Annotated in this window: 16 protein-coding genes; 7 read left to right on the forward strand and 9 right to left on the reverse strand. The window is 70.6% G+C overall.

All coding sequences use genetic code 11. From position 1 onward, the window contains the following. Nucleotides 1–9: 9 nt before the first annotated feature. Together AB0J36_RS19495 and AB0J36_RS19500 are read left to right on the forward strand one after the other, a co-directional pair. Nucleotides 10–4,632 (forward strand): LamG domain-containing protein, encoded by a 4,623-nt coding sequence (locus tag AB0J36_RS19495; protein ID WP_363660952.1) that lies wholly within the window; start codon nt 10–12, stop codon nt 4,630–4,632. Nucleotides 4,633–4,714: 82 nt separating this feature from the next. Continuing rightward, complete coding sequence (locus AB0J36_RS19500; RefSeq protein ID WP_357171419.1) at nt 4,715–5,998, forward strand: hypothetical protein; 1,284 nt, start codon at nt 4,715–4,717, stop codon at nt 5,996–5,998. Nucleotides 5,999–6,056: 58 nt separating this feature from the next. On the opposite strand, the gene AB0J36_RS19505 is transcribed toward AB0J36_RS19500, so the two are convergent. Further along, nucleotides 6,057–6,527: a GNAT family N-acetyltransferase gene (locus AB0J36_RS19505; RefSeq protein WP_357123250.1), complete on the reverse strand. Its 471-nt coding sequence runs from the start codon at nt 6,525–6,527 to the stop codon at nt 6,057–6,059. Between the two features lie 122 nt (nt 6,528–6,649). On the opposite strand from AB0J36_RS19505, the gene AB0J36_RS19510 reads away from it, so the two are divergent. Together AB0J36_RS19510 and AB0J36_RS19515 are read left to right on the forward strand one after the other, a co-directional pair. Next, nucleotides 6,650–7,048: a DUF2809 domain-containing protein gene (locus AB0J36_RS19510; protein ID WP_357123246.1), complete on the forward strand. Its 399-nt coding sequence runs from the start codon at nt 6,650–6,652 to the stop codon at nt 7,046–7,048. 52 nt (nt 7,049–7,100) lie between these two features. Beyond that, nucleotides 7,101–7,436 carry a hypothetical protein gene (locus AB0J36_RS19515; protein ID WP_363660953.1) on the forward strand — a complete coding sequence of 112 codons (336 nt, stop codon included), beginning with the start codon at nt 7,101–7,103 and terminating at the stop codon, nt 7,434–7,436. Between the two features lie 49 nt (nt 7,437–7,485). On the opposite strand, the gene AB0J36_RS19520 is transcribed toward AB0J36_RS19515, so the two are convergent. The 6 genes from AB0J36_RS19520 to AB0J36_RS19545 form a co-directional block, all read right to left on the reverse strand. Beyond that, nucleotides 7,486–7,917, reverse strand: coding sequence for a DUF6196 family protein (locus tag AB0J36_RS19520; protein ID WP_357394115.1), 432 nt, complete (start codon nt 7,915–7,917; stop codon nt 7,486–7,488). 70 nt (nt 7,918–7,987) lie between these two features. Then, nucleotides 7,988–8,455 (reverse strand): nuclear transport factor 2 family protein, encoded by a 468-nt coding sequence (locus AB0J36_RS19525; protein WP_363660954.1) that lies wholly within the window; start codon nt 8,453–8,455, stop codon nt 7,988–7,990. A 95-nt stretch (nt 8,456–8,550) separates the two neighbouring features. Continuing rightward, nucleotides 8,551–8,997, reverse strand: a complete 447-nt coding sequence (locus AB0J36_RS19530) for a hypothetical protein (RefSeq protein ID WP_363660955.1) — start codon at nt 8,995–8,997, stop codon at nt 8,551–8,553. Between the two features lie 155 nt (nt 8,998–9,152). Beyond that, the gene (locus AB0J36_RS19535; protein WP_357123230.1) at nt 9,153–9,677 is read right to left on the reverse strand and encodes an SRPBCC family protein; all 525 of its coding nucleotides are present in this window, start codon (nt 9,675–9,677) and stop codon (nt 9,153–9,155) included. A gap of 129 nt (nt 9,678–9,806) precedes the next feature. Then, on the reverse strand, nt 9,807–10,424 hold the full coding sequence (locus AB0J36_RS19540) for a response regulator transcription factor (RefSeq protein WP_357123227.1): 618 nt from the start codon (nt 10,422–10,424) through the stop codon (nt 9,807–9,809). A gap of 8 nt (nt 10,425–10,432) precedes the next feature. Further along, nucleotides 10,433–11,632 carry a histidine kinase gene (locus tag AB0J36_RS19545; protein WP_363660956.1) on the reverse strand — a complete coding sequence of 400 codons (1,200 nt, stop codon included), beginning with the start codon at nt 11,630–11,632 and terminating at the stop codon, nt 10,433–10,435. A 92-nt stretch (nt 11,633–11,724) separates the two neighbouring features. On the opposite strand from AB0J36_RS19545, the gene AB0J36_RS19550 reads away from it, so the two are divergent. After that, nucleotides 11,725–12,429, forward strand: coding sequence for a DUF998 domain-containing protein (locus AB0J36_RS19550; RefSeq protein WP_357123221.1), 705 nt, complete (start codon nt 11,725–11,727; stop codon nt 12,427–12,429). A 404-nt stretch (nt 12,430–12,833) separates the two neighbouring features. Here AB0J36_RS19550 and AB0J36_RS19555 read toward each other — a convergent pair whose 3' ends face one another. Both AB0J36_RS19555 and AB0J36_RS19560 read right to left on the reverse strand, forming a co-directional pair. Next, nucleotides 12,834–13,442, reverse strand: coding sequence for a hypothetical protein (locus AB0J36_RS19555; RefSeq protein WP_363660957.1), 609 nt, complete (start codon nt 13,440–13,442; stop codon nt 12,834–12,836). Between the two features lie 105 nt (nt 13,443–13,547). Continuing rightward, entirely contained in the window at nt 13,548–16,712 is a 3,165-nt protein-coding gene (locus tag AB0J36_RS19560; RefSeq protein WP_357394106.1) for a BTAD domain-containing putative transcriptional regulator, read from the reverse strand. A gap of 356 nt (nt 16,713–17,068) precedes the next feature. On the opposite strand from AB0J36_RS19560, the gene AB0J36_RS19565 reads away from it, so the two are divergent. Beyond that, nucleotides 17,069–18,631 carry a VCBS repeat-containing protein gene (locus AB0J36_RS19565; RefSeq protein WP_363660958.1) on the forward strand — a complete coding sequence of 521 codons (1,563 nt, stop codon included), beginning with the start codon at nt 17,069–17,071 and terminating at the stop codon, nt 18,629–18,631. Between the two features lie 103 nt (nt 18,632–18,734). Then, nucleotides 18,735–19,885, forward strand: a 1,151-nt coding sequence (locus AB0J36_RS19570; RefSeq protein WP_363660959.1) for a GH25 family lysozyme, incomplete at its 3' end; no start/stop codon positions are given.

Below are 19,885 nucleotides of genomic sequence, written 5' to 3' on the forward strand. Positions count from 1 at the left end.
GAGAACACGATGGGACGACTGGCGTACGCCGCGGCTGCGGCCCTGATGGGGGCGGCGCTGCTGGTGGGACCGTCGGGTTCGACCACGACGCGGTCCCGGCCACCGGAGCCGCCCGGTGTCGGGCAGGACCTCTCGGCCATGGCCCGGGCCCGGCAGACCGGGCGGCCGGTCGAGGACACGGCGTCGGGATCGGCGAACCGGGAGGTCTTCGCCCACCCCGACGGCACCTACTCGGCCCGCATCCACGCCCGCCCGGTGCGCGCCCGCACCGGAGCGGGGTGGGTGCCGATCGACACCACCCTGGGCCGGCGGCCCGACGGACGGGTGGCGCCCCGGGCCACCACCGTCGACCTGACCCTGTCCGGCGGGGGTACCGGGGACCTCGCCGTGCTGCGCACCGCCACCGGGGCGGAGTTGGCGCTGAGCTGGCCCCAGCCGCTGCCCCCTCCGGTGCTCACCGCCGACACCGCCCGCTACCCGGACGTCATCCCCGGCGTGGACCTGCTGATGCACGCCACCGCCGCCGGCTTCTCCGAGGTACTCGTGGTCCGTACGGCGGAGGCGGCCCGGCGACCGGAGTTGGCGCGGATCCGGTTCGGGCTGCGGACCGCCGGCCTCACCGTCCGCACCGATCCGGCCGGCACGGCCGTGGCGGTGACCGCCGACGGTACGCCCGCGGTCACCTTCGGAACCGCCTGGATGTGGGACTCCTCCGGTGCCCGGCGGCGAGCCGCCACGACCGGGGTGTCCGGGCGGGCCGGGCGGGCCGAACCGGTGGTGTCCCGCGAGCGGGAGCCGGCACTCGGTGACCGGCGGGCCCGGATGGGTCTGCGCGTCGAGCGGGACTCCCTCACCATCGTGCCCGACCGACGCCTGCTGACCGACCCACGGACCACCTTCCCGGTGTATCTCGACCCGCCGCAGTCGGCCGACCGGCAGCACTGGCTCATGGTGGAGCAGGACCTCTCGTACTACGGCTGGTGGGACTCCGCCTACGACGCCCGGGTCGGCCGTGATCCGGAGGACTCGACGACGGACCGGTTCCGGTCGTACTTCCAACTGGACACCGGCTACCTGGCCGACAAGCAGATCAAGAAGGCGATCTTCACGCTCAAGGAGAAGTGGCGCTACTCGTGCAGCCCGGAGCCGGTGTTCCTCTGGACCAGCGCACCAATCGCGGCGACCGGGAGCTGGGACGCCAAGCCGGCGTTGCTGCGCAACCTCGGTTCCGTCAAGACACCCTCCGGGGACTGCGAGACGCTGGAGACGGTCGAGTTCGATCTCCATCCGTTGGTCACCGAGGCGGCTGCCGCACACCTGCCACAGGTCACCCTCGCCATCGCGTCGGACGAGTCGAGCGGTGGGAACGGCGGCAAGGTGTTCGACAACGACCCGTTCGTCGACGTCTGGTACAACAGTCTGCCGGCGGCGCCCACCCAGGTCAGCACCGCCCGCGTCGCCGGCTGCTCGGCCACCACCCCGGTCTACGTGGACACCCCCCGACCGGAGTTCCGGGTCCGGCTCTTCGACGCCGACGCCGGTCAGTCGATCTTCACCCGGTTCGAATGGCGCGAGGCCGGCTCGTCCTCGATCTCCTCTGCCGACTCGGACGCCCACGCCTCCGGACAGGAGGTGGCCGTACCCGTGTCGACCGCGCTCGAACAGGATCGTGTCTACGAGTGGCGGGCGTCGGCCTACAACAACGAGTTCGAAGGGGTGGTGGACGTCGGTCCGGCCAGCCCGTGGTGCCGGTTCGTCGTGGACACCACCGCACCGACCGGCAAGCCGACCGTGACCCGGGTCTGCGTCGGTGCCTGCCCCACGACGTTCAAGGTCGACCAGCCCGCACAGTTCCGCCTCGACGCCCGGGCCATGCCGGACGTCGTCGCCCTCGCCTACGCCCTCAAGGACAGGTCGGCCACCACCGTGCCCGCCGTCGACGGCCAGGCGACGATCACCGTCACCCCGGTCAAGACCCTGGACACCCTGCGGGTCTACGGGGTGGACCGGGCCGGCAACCGGAGTCAGTACACCGACTTCTCGGTGCTCGCGACCGGCCTGCCCGTCGAGGCGGCGGGCTGGCCGGTCGACCGCACCGACACCGGCGTCCTGGCCGACACCCGTACCGCCAACCCCATCACCCTGCGCGGCGGCTACTCCTGGCGGGAGGGCCAGTCCGGCGGCGACGCCATCGCGCTGGACGGTGCCGACGGCACCGGCGGACAGACGCCGGGGCCCGTCGTGCACACCAACACGAGCTTCACCGTCACCGCCTGGGTCCGGCTCGACGCTTCCGCCGACTGGCGGGTCGCGGTCAGCCAGTCCGGGATGAATTTCGCCGGCATGGAGCTGCGCTACGACGTGACCAACCGGTGGGCCTTCGTCATGCGTACCAGCGACACCGAGGCCGGCACCGAGGACGTCGCGCTGTCCAACACGCTGGCACAGGTCGCCGTCTGGACCCACCTCGCCGGCGTCTACGACCACGAGGCCGGCGAACTGCGCATCTACGTCGATGGACGGCTCGCCGGGCAGGCGCCCCACCGCAGCACCTGGGACGCCGCCGGTCCGTTCGTCGTCGGCTACCGCAACTGGTACGGATTCACGCCGTCGCGCTGGCAGGGCCTCCTCGACGACCTGCACGTCTATCCGTACGCCGCGTCCAGCCGTCGGGTCGCCGAGATCACTGGCGCCTTCGGCCGGTGGGGTCCGACCGCCTGGTGGCCGCTGGACGGCACCGACAGCGACGCCACCAGCGGCCAGCACACCCTCGCCCGGATCGGCGCCACCGGCTGGACCACCCGGAGGCAGGGCACCGACGCGCTGACCCTCGACGGCGTCGCCGCGCAGGCGTACACGGCGAACCCGGTCGTGCACACCGACGCCAGCTTCAGCGTCGCCGCCTGGGTGCGCCTGGACCGGGACGCCACCGCCGTAGCGGTCAGCCAGGACGGTCAGGTCGACAGCGGATTCGTCCTCGGCTACCGGGCCGGCGTGGGTTGGATCTTCGGCAGGAAACGCGCCGACAGCGCGGCCGACACGGTCCCGTCCGACGTCGCCGCGTACCGGGTGCCCCCGCAACTCGGCGTGTGGCTTCACCTCGCCGGGGTGTACGACCACGACCGGCGCCAACTGTCCCTCTACGTCAACGGCCGACTGGCGGCCACGGCCGGGCACGAAGCCACCTGGGACGCCCGTGGATCCTTCGCCCTGGGTCGGGGTCGGCTCGGCGGCCGGGACGTGTACTGGCCGGGCGCCCTCGACGAGGTGCACGCCGTCGGCGTCGCCACCGGCGCCGACCAGGTTCGGGAGTGGATGGCCAGTGACGTCCCGTACGGTGCGCGGGCAACGTGGGATCTGGACGATATCGCGGCGGGTGCCACCCGCAGGGACGCCACCGGCAACGGGCACACCCTCTTCGTCGCGTCCGGCGTGAGCACCAAGGCCGGCAAACGGGGCAGCGCCCTGGCGTTCCCCGGTACCGCCGGCGCGGCCGCCTGGACCGCCGGACCGGTCGCCCGAACCAACACCGGCTTCACCGTCGCGGCCTGGGTCAAGCTCGACCGCCTGGATCGTCCGGCCACCGCCGTCAGCCAGGACGGGGAGGCAGCAAGCGGGTTCAGCCTGGGCTATGACGCCACCTCGCAACGCTGGGAATTCGCCATGAGCAAGGAGGACGGTCCGACCCGGCCCGGCGGCAGCACCGTCGTCCGGTCGACCCAGTCACCGGTGGCGCAGACCTGGACCCACCTGGCTGCCACCTACGACGGCCTCAAACACGAGATCAAGCTGTACGTCAACGGCGAACTCGTCGGCACCGTCACACACACCAGCACCTGGACCGCCACCGGACCGGCCGTCATCGGCCGCGCCATGGCTGGCGGTGGGCCGGTCAACTGGTTGCCGGGCGCGGTCGACGAGGCCCGCATCATCGACCGGACCTCGGCGCCCGAGGAGATTCGGGACCTGTTGGACGCCACCATCCTGGGGCCCGGCGCCTGGTGGTCGCTGAACGCCGGCACCGGCGTCAACGCCTCCGACGACTCCGGCAACGGTTTCCCACTCGCTCTCGTCGGCGGTGCGAGCTGGACGACCGGGCGGTGCGCCAACGCGCTCCAGTTGGACGGACACACCGGTGGGGCCACCGCGCCCGGTCCGGTCCTGCGCACCGACCAGAGCTTCACCGTGGCGGCCTGGGTCCGCCTCGACGGCGCGGGTGGTGACTTCGCCGCCATGAGTCAGGACGGCCTGCTCGCCAGCAGCTTCTACCTCGGTTACAACGTGAGGCTCAACAAGTGGTGGTTCATCCTGCCCACCGCCGACTCGGCGAACCCCGAGGACGTCGTCGCGTTCTCGACCGGTCCGGCCCGCTCGGGAGTCTGGACCCATCTGGCCGGCGTCTACGACGCGACCGCACACGTGATGCGGCTCTACGTCAACGGCGTGCCGTCGACGGCGACGGCGGTCAGCGCCAGCTGGGACGCCGTCGGCATGACCAGGATCGGCGCGGCCCAGTGGAACGGGAACCTGGTGGACCACTGGCCGGGGCTGATCGACGACGCACGGGCGCTCGCACGGGCGTCCAGCCAGGCAGACGTCCAGGCCATAATGGCCGGCTGCCCGGGTGGCTGATCCCCGCGGGCGGCCGATCCGCAGCGACCTCGGCCACCGGATTGTGCCGTGCCCCATGGTCGCGGGTGCGATACTCGCGGCCGTGAGTTCGCCGCTGAAAGCCTTCGCCGGGCTGCTCGACCGCTCCATCCGCGAGATGACCGCCCTGGCCACGGACGCCCGGGGCTTCGACGCGGCTCGGATCGGCCGCATCGCCGATATCTGGGACAACAACGCCGTACCTCTGGTGGGCGCGGCATGCGCGCCGAGGCCACTTCGATCCAGACGAGCGCGCGCCGGCCTACGGTGGATGGCTGACCTCGGTGCCGACCGACGCAGGCTGATGGTCGACCTGGACCCGAGCCTGGACAGGGTGCTCCCCATCGCGCAGCCGGACCGTTCCGTCCGTCGGGACTACCTGGGGCGCGTCTTCCCGGGCGTCTTCCGGCTGACCGAGGAAATCGTCGACGCGCTCGCCCGCGACTACGACCTCGCCGCCGGCAGCGTGCGCTCACTCACGGCCCGACCTTCGGATGCGGGACTGCGGGTACAGCTCACCCTGGCCACTCCACGACGGTTCACCCCCGCTACCGGACGCGTCTCGCGGGACGGGTCCCAGAAGCCCTGGCCGGCCGCGCCGCTGAGGTTCACCTTCGACGGGGTCACCGATCTGCGGTTCGACGCCGAGGACCGGGTCGGGATTGCCGTGAGCCACACCGACGCCGGGCCGGGGGTGACGATCGGGCGCACCGGTCGCCTGCGGGCGACCGAGGCTTCCGTCTGGCCCGACGACCGACGATGGTACGAGTCAACGGCCGGCCGGGCGGCCGACCTCGTCACCCCGCACACACGGCCGCACCGACGAAAGCCGGTACCGACGACGACCCTCACAGCACCGCAACAGGCCGCCGCCCAAGCGCTCGTCATGTTGCTGAACCACGCTCGGCTCGTCCACCACTATCCGAATCGGGCCGCCGGCGTGCCGATCCTCGACATCTGCCGCATCGCGGCCGACGCGGGCAGCGCCATTCTCGCCGCGAGCACGCGTCGGGGCGCCGACCGGCAGGCCGCCTTCGCGGAGCTTGCTCGACGGTGGCGTCACGTACCCCCCGGGGTGCCGCCTGAGACGATCCGCTCCGGCCCGGTCGTGCTGCGTCACGCACGGTACGACGAGCCCCACGCCGACCACGACGTCCCTCAGCACGGCGGCGTCGTCCTCCTCGCCGCGGTGCCGGGCGCAGACCCCGAAGGACCGTGGGCTCTCGCCAGTGCGGAGATCGCCGAGCCGTCACGATTCCGGATAGCCAGCACCGCGTTCGACGACGGTCAGCACATCGACCGCGCCGAAGAGGATTTACGCATGGGCGAAGCGCTCGTCGTCCGGTGAAGCGTCAACGACCACGGGGGCGCGCGGCATCACGTGATCGGCGGCGTACTGACCTGGCTTAGCTGGCGGCAGTCGCGGACGGTGAGTAGCTGTACACGACATAGCCCCGGTAGACCGCGATCTTGTCGTACAGAGCTCGGGCCTCGGCATCGACCTCGGTGTTCCAGTACAGGCGTGGGGATCCGTGCTGGTCGGCATCCTGCGCCACCCATTCGATCATTGCGGTGGCAATGCCTCGCCGTCGTACTTCGGGCGTAACGAACAGTTCGGCCAGATAGCACCTCCCGGCGCCCCAGACGCTTGCGTGGAACAGGTAATGCGCGATGCCGACCATCGTGCCGTCGAGCCGTGCGCAGATGCCCCGGATCTGCCCACCGTCCACCAGGCGTTGCCAGGTCCGTTCGTAGCCATCGTCGTCGACCTCGGTCGCGGGCCGACCCGGCCGGCCAGCCCAGTGCGCGTGGAAACTCCGGGTCAACGCTTCCCACTCGCCGCGGTCGAGGTGTGTCAACGGGCCGATACTCAGCACCTCGCCATCCTCACATCAACCCCAGCACCCGGCGCACTCAGGACGAGGCCGTGTGTGGGAGCCCTCGATCGAGCCGAGAGGGAGTACAGGTCGCGGTCCGGCAAAGGGCTACCGTGGCGAGAATGTCGATCAAGCCCCGTACGGTGCGGTGGCTCATGCCCCTGGCCGCGCTGCTGTTCCTGGGCCTCGCACTGCTGATTCGCGCTGTCGACGACGGGGCGCTGCGGCAGTACTCCGGCACCGCGCTGTACGCGTCGATGGTCTGGGCCGCAGTGCTGTTCCTGTGGCCACGGATGGCGCCGATGCCCGCCGGGACCGTCGCCACGGCCTTCTGCTGGGTGGTGGAGCTCGCACAGCTGACCGGGGTGCCAGCCGAACTGTCGGCGCGGAGCCTCGCCGCGAGGCTCGCGCTGGGTGTGCAGTTCGACCCGGTCGACCTGGCCTGGTATCCGGTGGGCGTGGCTCCCCTGGTGGCGCTCCACCACCTGGTGCGCGCCCGCCACCGCACAACCGACGCGTGACATCGTGTCCCAGCGCCTCCGAAGTGCCCCATGGAGGTGGCTTAATGGTCGCGTGCTCACCTACGTCCGTTGGTACTCGGCGGATGACGACCGTTGGAACTACGAGGAGCTGGACGCTGATGGGTGGGCGCTGCGCCACGTTGAGGTGCGCGTATCGGACGGGGTCGTCGTTGCGGCAGCGTCGCTCGCAGAGGTGCTCATCGCTCGCGACTCAGGGATAGTGGGCGCGGTGGGCGCGTACGAACAGCGGTACGGGGTTGTGCCGGAGGCCCCGTTCCCGCTGCCCGCCGCCACGTTGGATCCCGCCTTGGAAAATGTGTCCCCCGGCAAATTCAAGCACCTGTGGCGAAATGCTCGTCGGCAACTGGAACAGCAGACCGGCACCTGACCCGCTCGTCCCGAGATCATGTACAGCTGGAGGCCACCACCGCTGTGGTCTACCGGCCGGCTCGCAGCTCACCCAGGACCTGTACGACCTCGGCGCGGACCTGAGTTGGGCAACCCCAGTAGTCGTAGATGCCACCGCGGTCGCCGTTGTGACCACAGATGACGAACACCCCGGTACCCAGCCGGCGCTTCAACTCGGTGGCCAGCCACCCGACGAACCCGCTGTTGTCCAGTTCCGGCGGGAAGTGAAACGAGAACACCGTGAAGCGTTCACCGTCGGTCGCCCCGCCTGGCGCCAGCCAGGACCACCGATCCTCGTCGCGCACCACGGCCAGCAGGTCAACCGTCAAGGCCGGTGGCTGAGTGAGCGGCGCCTCGAAAAACGACCACTCGCCGTCGAATATGACCAGTTCGGCGGCCGCTATGACGCGTCGCAGCCGCTGCGCGGTTTCGTCACGGGATTCCTGACTGATGCTGACCACGCAACGATCCTGCCCCAGGACGGCAGCCAACGCAGTCGCCCTCGACACACCGCTGCTGGCGGGGCGTGAATCAGGGTCGGGGCTCGCCGTCGATGGTGCCGCTCGTCTGCGGCCGGAGCGCGGTCAACAGGCTGTCGAGTTGACCCCACGCCCGCGCGCTGGCGACGTGGTCGATGTAATCCCGGGACTCGATAATGAGCCCATCGCGGATACGCATCACGAAGACGCACGGCACCGTGAAGGCCTCACCCGTCTCGGCGACCCGCCCCTGATAGGCAAACTCGGCGACAATCACCTCCGGGTCCGCGGTTTCATGAATCCTCACGTCGACCGGCTTACGGTTCAACGTCCGGCCCACCGGAGGCGCCGCGGTGAAATGCTCGTGCAGCTCGCTCCGGCCGCGCAGCGGTGGCGGATTGAGCGGGTGAAACGGATGCGTGACATGGGTCTGTTCGCCGTACAGGTCGGCCAGGTCTTCGTACGGACCGTCGCAGACACCGTTCACCAGTCGGAGGAACGTTTCGCGTGGACCAGTCATGCCGAGCTTCCTTCGAATCAGATAGATGTCACGCGTGTCATGCCGAGGACGAGATGCGGAGACGGCCGAGACCGCCGTCCAGCTACGAGACAGCCCTAGTCACCAGAGGAACCCCAGAAGTAGATTTCGCTGGGATTGCCGTCAGCGTCATGCAAAACCGCGCACCGGCCGAACCAGCTTCGGTTAGCGAGAGGTTCGATCGCCTCCACGTGCGACCGAGTCAACTTGCGGGTACCCAGGTACTCGATCGCCTCCGCCTCGATCACCGGCTGAATCGTCCCGTAGCCAGGCTCTTCACCGTCGGCCAAGACTCGCGACATATCCAGTATCGAGTGGGTACCGGACTCCTGGACGGATTCGTCCGCCCACAGCTCGGCCTCCGTCATCGGCCGATTCGGAAAATCCGCCGCCGACTTGCCGTACTCATACGGCACAGCCCACCAGTAGTCGCCGGTCTCGAAAACCTGCCGCCGCAGTCCGTCCAGCGCGACTTGGAGATCCGGCTGATATGCGACGTAGTAGCTCCACCCGGACGCACCCACGTTGCCCCCCCCTTGATCTTGAAGCAAGATAGCCGGAAGGCAGGCTTGCGTCCATCCTCCGCAATGGCACCGAAAATTGATCAAATCGCCGCGTGGTGCGCGGTGCCCGGATTGCTTCGGCAACGAGAGGCCCGGAGCGAATAGGCGGAAGCGGGTCAGCGGCGATCTTGATCATGCGGCCCATGTTCCGGATCTTGCGCGCCTCTCGTGGCTGAGCGAGGAAGCCCCGCCAGGGCGGCAGCAAGATAGATGTTGCGGCGTGCGATGAGGCGTTGCAGGTAGGGCCGTAGGATGAGGCTGGCAACGAGGGCGCCAACGGGTCCCATCGGCGCGGTGAACTCGATGACGTCGCGCATGAGGGTTGTCGAGGAGTCATCCGGGATCGGCGTGAAGCTGTGCTCGTGGCGCCATCGGCCGAATGGGCCGCTGATCTGCTCGTCCGCGAAGCCGTGCGGCCGCCGGTAGTCAACGATCCGAACCGTCATCCGCCAAGGAAGGCCGAGATGCCGGGCCTCCCACGTGACGGCATCGCCGGCCGTCAACCGGCCGGTCGTCATGCCGCCGACCGCCCGCTCGGCACTACTTCCCATGGATTCGGTGTGCATATCAACATCGAGGCAGGCGTCGAAGACAGCTTCCGGGACGGCCTGAACGTGCGTAGTCAGCTCGATGCGCGGCATACCGCCACCGTAAGGTTCCCGTGGGCTCGGCGACCATGGCGTGGCTGGCGGCGCCTTGTCAGCGGCTTGAGCGTGCAGCCGATCGAGTTGTCAGGCGGCGTTGTCCCCACGGTGCCGGTCGGGTTCGGGTCATTCGTACGTGACGAGTCCGGCGCGCTGGGCGAGCAGGGCCGCCTCGGTCCGGTTGGTGCAGCCGAGCCGGGTCAGGACCCGCGAGACGTAGCCCTTGATGGTGGCCTCGGTGAGGTGCAGGTGGGCCGCCAGTTGAGCGTTGGTCAGGCCGCGGCCCAGGCCGGTCAGGATTTCGCGGTCCCGTGCGGACAGTCCGTTCGGCAGCGTCACCGCCGGGTCGGCGGGCAGCAGGACCTGGGCCGCACCGGGCGGCAGGATCGTGTGGCCGGCGGCGGCGGTGCGGATGAGGTCGGCGAACTCACGCGGCGGCGTGGTCTTGAGTACGTACCCGCTGGCTCCGGCGCGCAGCGCGGCGGCCACATACCGATCGGCGGTGAACGTGGTCAGCGCCACCACGACCGGGGCCGGGTTCAGGGCGGCGATCTGCTCGGTGGCGACCAGTCCGTCGACGCCGGGCATGCGGAGGTCCATCAGGACCAGGTCCGGACGGTGCCGGATGGCGGCCTCGACCGCTGCGGCCCCGTCTGTCGCGGTGTCCACGACCTCGATGTCGCCGGCGCTCGCCAGGATTGTCCGCAGGTGAGCGCCGACAAACGGATCGTCGTCGGCCACCACGACCCGGATCATGACGGCCTGTCGGGTTGCGCACCGGGCAGTAGAGCCCGCAGCGTAAAGCCGCCCCCGGGCTCGGGTCCGGCCGCGAACGTGCCGCCGAGCAGTTCGACCCGACGCCGCAACCCGTGCAGCCCGGTCCCCGCTCCGGAAGCGGCCAGCCGCGCGTCCGCCGCCGACCGAACTACTCCGTTGCGGACAAGGACTCGCACGCCGCCGCCCTCGTACTGCACCCCGACCTCGACACGGGCATCAGGCGCGTGTTTGCGCACATTGGTCAGCGCTTCCTGGATGACCCGGACCACCGCCTGACCGACCGCCGGGGACACCGGCACCGGGGTACCGGTCACCGCCAGGGCCGCCGCACCCACCAGTGGTCGCAGATCTGGCAGCGGCTCCGGCGCCGGCTCGCGGGCAGGCGGCTGCTCGGGCAGGACTCGGACCAGGTCGCGAAGGTCGTCGAGCGCGGCGCAGCCGGCCTCTCGGATCCGTTCGGCGGCAACCCGAGTCGCCTCATCGGCTGCGGTGAGCCCGAGCGCGCCGGCCTCCAGCACGATGAGGCTGACCTGATGTGTCACCACATCGTGCATCTCGGCGGTAAGCCGGGCACGTTCACCTGCGGCGGCCCGCTCGGCCTCCGCGTACCGGTCGGCCTCGGCCCGCCGGGCCCGCTCGCGCAGCATGTTGATCATGCGGCGCCGCGCCGCCAGGTACAGGCCGGCAAGGACCGGCACACCGAGCAACACCAGGCTGGAACGGAGCCGCACCCACGAGAGCGGCCACGGTGCCGTGGCCGCAACCAAGAGAGCGACCACGGCCGCCCAACCCGACACGCGACGCCTCGCGTACACCGCGACCGCATAGGCCGCGAACGGGGCAGCCGAAGTGAGGAACACAACCGTGTCCTCACCCGGCCGGATCGAGCCGCCCGAGCCGATGGTCTCGACGGCGGCCAGGACGGCACTGCCAGCGAAAACAACCCAGGCCACGGTGACCGGTGCGCTCCGGCGCCACCACAGCGCGCCGGCCGCCGCCGCGAAGACCACCGCGGTGAGGCCACCACCGCCCCGAAGATCGGCGGTCGTCCCGGCCAACAACACCAGACCGGAGAGCAACGCAACCGCTACCACCACAGCGTCGACCAACCGCTGCCTCGGCGGGTCATCCCGCTCGGCGACCGCATCCGACCCACTCAAGCTGGCTACCACCACGCGACAACCGTAGGTCGGAACCGGGAACCCGTCCCTCCCGTACCGACGAAAGTAGGTTCGGAACCCGCCATCGGCCCCATACCGACCGACGGGTGCCGCTACCAAGATCAGGTTCAGGCACGCCCAATAGAGCGATGAAGAAAGACATCACCACCCGGCGGCTCCTCGCATGCGGCGCCGCCGCCGGTCCTCTGTTCGGCATCGTGATCATCGTTGGTGGCGCGCTGCAGCCCGGATACCGCCCGATCCGCCAGTCCGTCAGCGAACTGGCCACCGGATCGACCGGCTGGATCCAGACCACCAACTTCCTCGTGTGCGGTTCGCTGTTCGTGGTATTCGCCCTCGGTGTCCGCCGGGCCCTGCGCCCCCGCTCAGCCGCCCGGAGCGCGGCGGCCCTGACCGGCCTGTCCGGCGTAGCCCTCATCGCCTCCGGGCTGTTCACCACCGATGTCGCCGGGCAGCCTCAGCACACCTGGAACGGCACCGCGCACAACGCCGCCGGCGGCATCGCGTTTCTGTCCCTACCGCTTTTGACCTTCACCTGGGCCATCTGCTCGGCCCGACGTCGCTCCTGGGTCTGGACGGTAACCAGCGCGGCGGCCGGCGTGACCATGCTCCTGCTCATCCAAGGCCTGGCCGTACCCGAACACCGCGGCCTGTATCAGCGCCTCACCATCGGAGTCGGCTGGACCTGGATCACCGCCTTCGCCCTGCACCTACGCCGCAATACGTCCACGCACAAAGGCGAAGCAACTCATCAGAAGCACCCGATCACTCGCCCGTTTCGCCAAGGCTGAGCGCGTCTCGCCAAGATCAGATGCGCGCTCAGTGGCATGGGCGGACTCCCGCCCTACCGACTCCCCGGGGCGCCGACGCTGACGCCTTCGCGGTCGGCGAGGAGAATCCGCCGGTCGCGGCGCTGTCTATGCCGGCTCGCGCACGCCGCCGGCGTTGCCACCATCGTCTGGCGACGGTTCGTGCGGGGCTTCGGGCAGCTCGTCCGGTCCGCCGGGCAGAAGGACGCCCGCGTCGTCGGGCACCGGTTCACGTGGGTCGATGGGAGGATACTGTTCGGGGTCGAGATCCGGTCCAGTCATCAGGCGAGTATCCGTCGTCTTCGGCACTGCCGCTCGTCGGGCCCGCGAGCCGGACGGTCTCCCCCTCCGGCCGGCCCGCCCGGCCCGGAGGCCGCCGCCGGCCGTCAGGCCAGACCGGCGCAGACCGCCCGGACCGCGGTGACCAGGCCGGGGTCGCCGCAGTCGGTGGATGCCGAGGTACGTCCGACGACCCGCCAGCCCTTGGTGTCCTTGCGCAGGAATACCTGGTCGCCACCGGGGATGGAGGCCGACTGCGGGGCGATCGCCATCAGCCGGGCGAAGCCGTTGCGGCAGCCGAGCACCTGCACGTCGGTGACGCTCTGCCCGTTGAGCGCGGCGCCGGTGGCCTCGAGCAGGACCGGCGGCCGGCAGGACGGGTCGGTGTCGGTGCTCGGCAGGGCGGCGAGCCGGGCGGGCCCGGTGGCGGCGGAGGCGGGGTCGACCGTTCGGCCGGATTCCGTACCGGGGTGGGCCGGGTCCGGGGCGGAAGCCGGTGGCGCGGGGACGCCGAGGGTGGTGGGCGTCGCCTGCGGTCCGACGGCGGTGCCCGCCGGGTCCGGCGCGGCGGTCGGCCCGGACAAGGCCGGTGCCGGGCCACCGGCCGCGGCACCGGCGCGGTCGGCGTGCGCGCATCCGGCCGCCGGGAGGGCCAGGGCCACCGCCACCACCAGGTACGCGCTGCTGCGTCGGATCGTCATGAAACGTCTCTCCATCTCGTCGAAGCTGCTGCCCGGGTGGGCGCCCGGTGCTGCTCCGACGCTAGGGAGCCGGCCTGCCGGCGATCTGGACGAAACCTGGAAGCGCAGGCCAGGGTGGGTTCAGGCCGGGTGGGCAACCGACACGGCCACGCCCACCGGCGCGGTCGCCTCGCAACCGCATGCCCACCGCTCGTGCCAGCCGGACGCCTCGTCGGCCTCGCGGGTGCCGAGCCGGCGGAACGTCGCCGCGGCGGTCTCCCATGCCTGGTGGGCGGACGCGACGTCGCCCAGCGCCGCATGAGCCGCACCCAGGTCGCGCAGCGTCCGTGCGGCACCGAGATCGTGGTGCAGCTCGACCCATCCGTCGTACGCGAGCCGAAGGTTCTCCAGGGCGACGTCCGGCCGGCCGGCCGCCAGGTGCAGTTCGCCGACGGTCCGCTGGACCAGCGCCACCCCGAACCGGTCGTGCAGCCGCCGGCACGTCCCGAGGGCGCGCTCCAACGGCTCCTGCGCCCGGCTCAACCTGCCCTGCCGGATCCACACCTTCGCCAGCGCCTGCTCCGTGTAGCAGGCGAGCAACTCGTCGCCGCTCGCCAGGATCAGGTCGTGGCTGCGGAGGCACCAGCGCTCCGCCTCGGCCAGCTCACCCCGGGCCCGATGTACCAGGCCGATCCCCCGGGCGGCGATGGCCTCGCCGCGAGCGTGGCCCAGCGAACGGTAGGTGTCCACGGTACGACCCATCCAGCTCAGTGCCGCCTCGTCGTCGCCGAGCTCCCGCAGGCAGTAGCCGATGCCGTAGGTCGCGTGCGCGGCGGCGGTCTCGCCCCCCAAGCGGCCCAGCACCTCGGCGGCTGTGGTCAGCAGCGGGACCGCCTCGCGATGCCGGCCCACCTCACGCAGTACGGTGCCGAGACCGTTGCGCGCCGCAGCCGACCCGTGCTCGTGGCCGGCGGCTTCGAACAGGTCGATGGCGGTCCGGAAGTTCCGTTCGGCCTCGGCGAACCGGTCCTCCTTGTAGCGCAGCAGCGCGATGCCGCACTCGATCACCGCCTCGCCGACCACGTTGCCGGCCGCCCGGGCGGCGGCCGACGCCGCCGCGTGGGTGCGTCCCCAGCCGACGAAGTCGTTGCGGACCGCGAAGGAGGCGTAGACCAACGCGTCCGCCAGCGCGCACGCCGCCACGTCCATGCCGAGCTCCGCGGCCCGTTCCACCGCGACGATCAGCGTCGGCGCCTCGACCTCCAGCCAACCGGGTAGCTGGTGATCCGCCGGAAGCGGGACGGCCGGTACGTCCACCGGCAGCGGCGCCTGCCGGTACAGCGGCGGGATGGCGTACGGCAGCCGCTGGTTGAGCCGCTCACCCAGCTCGGTGGCCGTGACCAGCACTCTGGCCACCGCGGCGCGCAGCGCGTCGTCGCTGTCCTCCTCGACGGCGCGTTCCCTGGCGAACAGCCGGACCAGGTCGTGCATGTGGTACCGGAGCAGTCGGTGCGTCGGGTCCGCAACGGCGGTCACCAGGCGGGCGTCGGCGAGCTGTTCCAGCAGTTCCTCGGCGTCGTCCATCGAGCCGCCGACGAGTGCCGCCACCAGCCACTCCGCGAAGCTCGACACCCCGAGAAAGCCGAGCAACCGGAACGCAAGACGGGCCGGTGGGTCGAGCGCCTGGTAGCCGACCGCGACGCTGACCCGGACGGCCAGCCCGTCCGCCGTCATCTCGTCGAGCCTCGCGCGTTCGTCGCGCATCCGCTCGGCCAGGCGGGCGATCCGGCGGTGCGGTCGGGCCGCGATCCGGGCGCCGACGATCCGCAGGGCGAGCGGCAGGCCGGCGCACATCTCGACAAGCGCGGCGGTCGCCTCCGGCTCGGCGGCCACCCGGCCTGGCCCGACGATGCGCTCCAACAGGACGACCGAGTCGGCCCGGTCGAGCAACGGCACCTCGATCTGCTCGGCGCCCGGGATGGTGGTCAGCAGGGCCCGGCTGGACACGATCAGGGCGCTGCCCGGCCCACCGGGCGCGAGCGGGCGAACCTCCTCGGCGCTGACCGCCGAGTCGAGCACGATGAGGAATCGGCGTCCGCTCAGCATGGCGCGGTACTGTCCGAGCTTGTCCTCCAAAGTGGGCAACTGCTGGATGTTCGTGGCGCCCAGGGCCCGCAGCACCCGGTCCAGGGCCTCCCCGGAGTCGCCGCCTCGGCCGGCGAGGGTGACGAAGATCTGCCCGTCGGGGTACGAGTGGCGCAGGAGGTATGCGAGCCGGATGCTGAGCGCCGTCTTACCCACGCCGCCCGGGCCGGAAAGGATCACCACGGGCGCGGCGTTGTCCTTGAGGCGCCCATCGCCGGGTTGCAGCACACTCAACGCGCAGGAGATCTCCGGTTCACAGCCGACGTGGTCGGGCAGGTCGGCCGGAAGCTGACAGCCGGGTCCCGGCGGAGCATGGTGTGCCGGCTCCGGTTTCACCTCGACACGCGTGGGCACGGCGGCAGCGGGCTGCGCCACTCCGGGCACCTCGACAGGGGCCGCGGCCACCCTCGGCGCACGCAGCGTGCCCCGCAGGATCTCCCGCTGCAGGTCCTGCAGGTCGGTGCCCGGGTCGATGCCCAACTCGTCGGCGAGCTTGACGCGGGTCCGGGCGTACAGGTCGAGTGCCTCGGCTCGGCGACCGTCGAAGTACAGGGCGCGCATCAGGGTCACGGCCAGCGGCTCGACGAGCGGGCTGCGCTCCAGGGCCACCGTGAGTCGGTCGACGACCTGCCCCGGCCGGCCCTGGCCGATCTCGCTGTCGGCCCAGTCGAGCAGGACTCGGACGAGCTGCTGGGACAGGCCCTCCCGAACCCGGGCCGCCCAGGCGCCGGGCAGCCCGTCGAGCGGGTCGCCCCGCCACAGCTCGACCGCCTCCCGCAGCAGCGCCGCCCGGTCGGGGTCGGCCGCCGCGAGGCCCTGGGCCTGCTCGGCGAAGCGGCGCAGGCGGTGCAGGTCGACGCGGTCCGGGTCGATGTCGAGCAGATAGCCGGTCTGACTGCGGCCGACCGTGATCGGGACCGTCTCGGCGGATTGGGCCGCGACCAGGATCCGCCGGATTCGGGTGAGGTACGTGTACAGGACGCCCCGGGCGTCAGCCGGCGGGGCGTCGTCCCAGACCCGGTCGACCAGCGCCTCGATCGGCACGCTGCGGCCCACGTCCACGGCGAGCGCGGCGAACACCAGCCGTTGCTTCGGTGGCCCCAACTCGAGCGGCCGGCCGGCCGCGACCACGCGAAGATCACCCAGTATGCATAGTTCCACGGCTTCGCCCCCGCGTCCGTAGCGCCGCTGGACGGCCCGCGAGCAGGGCGTCCGAAGTTGTCAAGGATCCATCCAGGTTCGCTACCTGATGTGGCTGCGAGGGTTCTGCCAGCCACCGCACCGGCAGCTCGCGGACCACTCACCGGAGTGGACGGCCCTCATCCCACCTCCGACGAAAGGGTCGCGAACACACAACCGCACAGCAGGACCAAGCGGGACCAGCCATCGAGGGCAGGCCCCACGGTGGCTTGTGCGCTGCGACTTTACCTGTCGCATTGGGTCCAGCCAATGGCTGTCGTGCACCTCGATCCACGTTCGCGACCACTCCGTTCATCCCCACCACGAAGGGAAGACCCATGCGTCGCTTCCGAGCCCGCAGACCGGCCGCGATCCTCGGCACCATCACGATGGCCGCCGCTGGCCTGGTCAGCGTGTCGTCCGCGCCGGCCCAGGCCTCCACCATCGAGGGCCCGATCAGCCGCAGCGAGGTCCTGTCCCGTGCACAGAACTGGGTGGACCGGGACCTCACCTACACCCAGACCGGCTCCTGGGCGAGCGACATGGACGGCGACAAGACCTACCGGCGCGACTGCTCCGGTCTCGTGTCGATGGCCTGGCACCTGAACACCAGCTACATCACCGACGACTTCCAGGGGAACAACTCCCGCTGGGACACCCTCGGCAGCATCGACAGCTTCCAGGCCGGCGACGCGATGGTCCGCAGCGGCCACATCGAACTCTTCTCGCACTGGGCCGACCGGAACGACCACAGCAAGGGCGCCTACGTCTACTCCTTCAACGACGACGGCCAGACGGTCCAGAACCCGTACAAGGACAACAACGTCGGCAGTCGTGGGTTCAACAGCGCCAGCGACCTGAGGACGTACAAGCCGATCCGGCGCACCGGCCTGATCGCGGGGGCGACGGCACGCAAGGGACCGGCGTTGGGGCACGACGACGGCGACGGCACCCTGACCATCCACCGCTGGAATTCGACCGGTACGGCGTTCGACCACACGACCGATTACAAGGGTGAGAGTTCCTTCGACCTCGCGAACGTCGGCGATCGGATGGCCTCGGGTGACGTCGACGGTGACGGCACCGACGACATCGTCATGGCGTACCAGATCAGCGATGGCACCTTCGGCTTCTACGTCTTCGACGCCGGCCTGACCAGCCGCGGCCGCTTCTACACCTCCAGCCAATACAACCTCGACCCCGTCGCCGGACGCCTCGTCGTCGCCGACTTCACCGGCGACGGCAAAGCCGAACCCGCCCTCATCCACGACGACGGCGACGGCACCACCACCATCCACCGCTGGACCAGCACCGGCACCACCTTCAACCGCACCACCGACTACGTCGGCACCGGCAGCTTCGACCTCGCCAACGTCGGCGACCGCGTCGCCGCCGGCGACGTCACCGGCGACGGCAAAGCCGACATCGTCATGGCCTACCAAATCAGCGACGGCACCTTCGGCTACTACGTCTACAGCCAAGGCCTGACCAGCCTCGGCCGCTTCTACACCTCCAGCCAATACAACCTCGACCCCGTCGCCGGACGCCTCGTCGTCGCCGACTTCACCGGCGACGGCAAAGCCGAACCCGCCCTCATCCACGACGACGGCGACGGCACCACCACCATCCACCGCTGGACCAGCACCGGCACCACCTTCAACCGCACCACCGACTACGTCGGCACCGGCAACTTCGACCTCGCCAACGTCGGCAACCGCGTCGCCGCCGGCGACGTCACCGGCGACGGCAAAGCCGACATCGTCATGGCCTACGACCTCGGCAACAACACCTTCGGCTACTACACCTTCAACCAAGGCCTCACCAGCTCCGGCCGCTGGTACACCTCCGGCCCCTACAACATCACCCCCACCGCCGGACGCCTCGTCCTCGGCAACTGGTGACCCGGCGTCGTGAGGGTGGCGGCTGCCGTCGCCCTCACGGCCCCACCACCGCTCTCGCCCGCACCGGCCCGGACGGGCCGACATTCCTAGACAGGACAGCAGCATGCGCATCGGCACATGGCGTACCCGTGCGGTCGCCCTGGTCGCCCTCCCGCTGGTCACCTTCGCCCTGAATCCGGTACCAGCGCACGCCGCACCGAGTGGCTACTCCGTCAGCGGCATCGACGTCTCGCACTACCAGGGCACGATCAACTGGGAGTCGGTTGCCGACTCCGGCATCGACTTCGCCTACGCGAAGGCGACCGAGGGCACCGATTACACCGACCCGACGTACCTGACCAACCGCAGTGGCGCCCGCGCCAACAGCATCTACTTCGGCGCGTACCACTTCGGTCGTCCGGACCAGGGCGACCCGCGCGGCCAGGCGGCCCGCCTGGTCGAGGTCAGCAAATACGGCCAGGACGGCACCACCCTGCCGCCGATGCTGGACATCGAGTGGTCGTCCACCCAGCCGACCTGTTTCGGCCTGTCCACCGGTGCGATGGTCTCCTGGATCAGTCAGTTCCTGGACGAGGTCAAGGCCCGCACCGGCCAGCAGGCGATGATCTACACCAACCCGAACTGGTGGAATCCCTGCACCGGCAACACCACCGCCTTCGGCAGCTACCCGCTGTTCCACTCCCGGTACGCCGACACGCCAGGCAGCCTGCCGTCGGGGTGGTCACGCTTCACGCTGTGGCAGTACACCTCCAGCGGCAGCGTGCCGGGGGTGTCCGGCAACGTCGACCGGGACGTGTTCAACGGCACGCTCGCCCAGCTGCGGGCGCTCGCCGGTGGCGGGGTCGGGCGGAAGGCGCCGGCGCTGGGGCACGACGACGGCGACGGCACCATGACCATCCACCGCTGGCGCTCGACCGGCTCCACCTTCTCGCGCACCGCCGATTACAAGGGTGAGAGTTCCTTCGACCTCGCGAACGTCGGCGATCGGATGGCCTCGGGTGACGTCGACGGTGACGGCACCGACGACATCGTCATGGCGTACCAGATCAGCGATGGCACCTTCGGCTTCTACGTCTTCGACGCCGGCCTGACCAGCCGCGGCCGCTTCTACACCTCCAGCCAATACAACCTCGACCCCGTCGCCGGACGCCTCGTCGTGGCCGACTTCACCGGCGACGGCAAAGCCGAACCCGCCCTCATCCACGACGACGGCGACGGCACCACCACCATCCACCGCTGGACCAGCACCGGCAC

It is taken from the genome of Micromonospora sp. NPDC049662, from assembly GCF_040675055.1.
In the GTDB taxonomy this organism is placed as follows: domain Bacteria; phylum Actinomycetota; class Actinomycetes; order Mycobacteriales; family Micromonosporaceae; genus Micromonospora.

Excerpts from the sequence above, each read along its gene's own strand:
- AB0J36_RS19495 (WP_363660952.1), top strand. The coding sequence starts at position 10 with ATGGGACGACTGGCGTACGCCGCGGCTGCGGCCCTGATGGGGGCGGCG.
- AB0J36_RS19565 (WP_363660958.1), top strand. The coding sequence starts at position 17,069 with ATGCGTCGCTTCCGAGCCCGCAGACCGGCCGCGATCCTCGGCACCATC.
- AB0J36_RS19555 (WP_363660957.1), bottom strand. The coding sequence starts at position 13,442 with ATGGAGAGACGTTTCATGACGATCCGACGCAGCAGCGCGTACCTGGTG.
- AB0J36_RS19535 (WP_357123230.1), bottom strand. The coding sequence starts at position 9,677 with ATGCCGCGCATCGAGCTGACTACGCACGTTCAGGCCGTCCCGGAAGCT.
- AB0J36_RS19525 (WP_363660954.1), bottom strand. The coding sequence starts at position 8,455 with ATGACTGGTCCACGCGAAACGTTCCTCCGACTGGTGAACGGTGTCTGC.
- AB0J36_RS19510 (WP_357123246.1), top strand. The coding sequence starts at position 6,650 with ATGTCGATCAAGCCCCGTACGGTGCGGTGGCTCATGCCCCTGGCCGCG.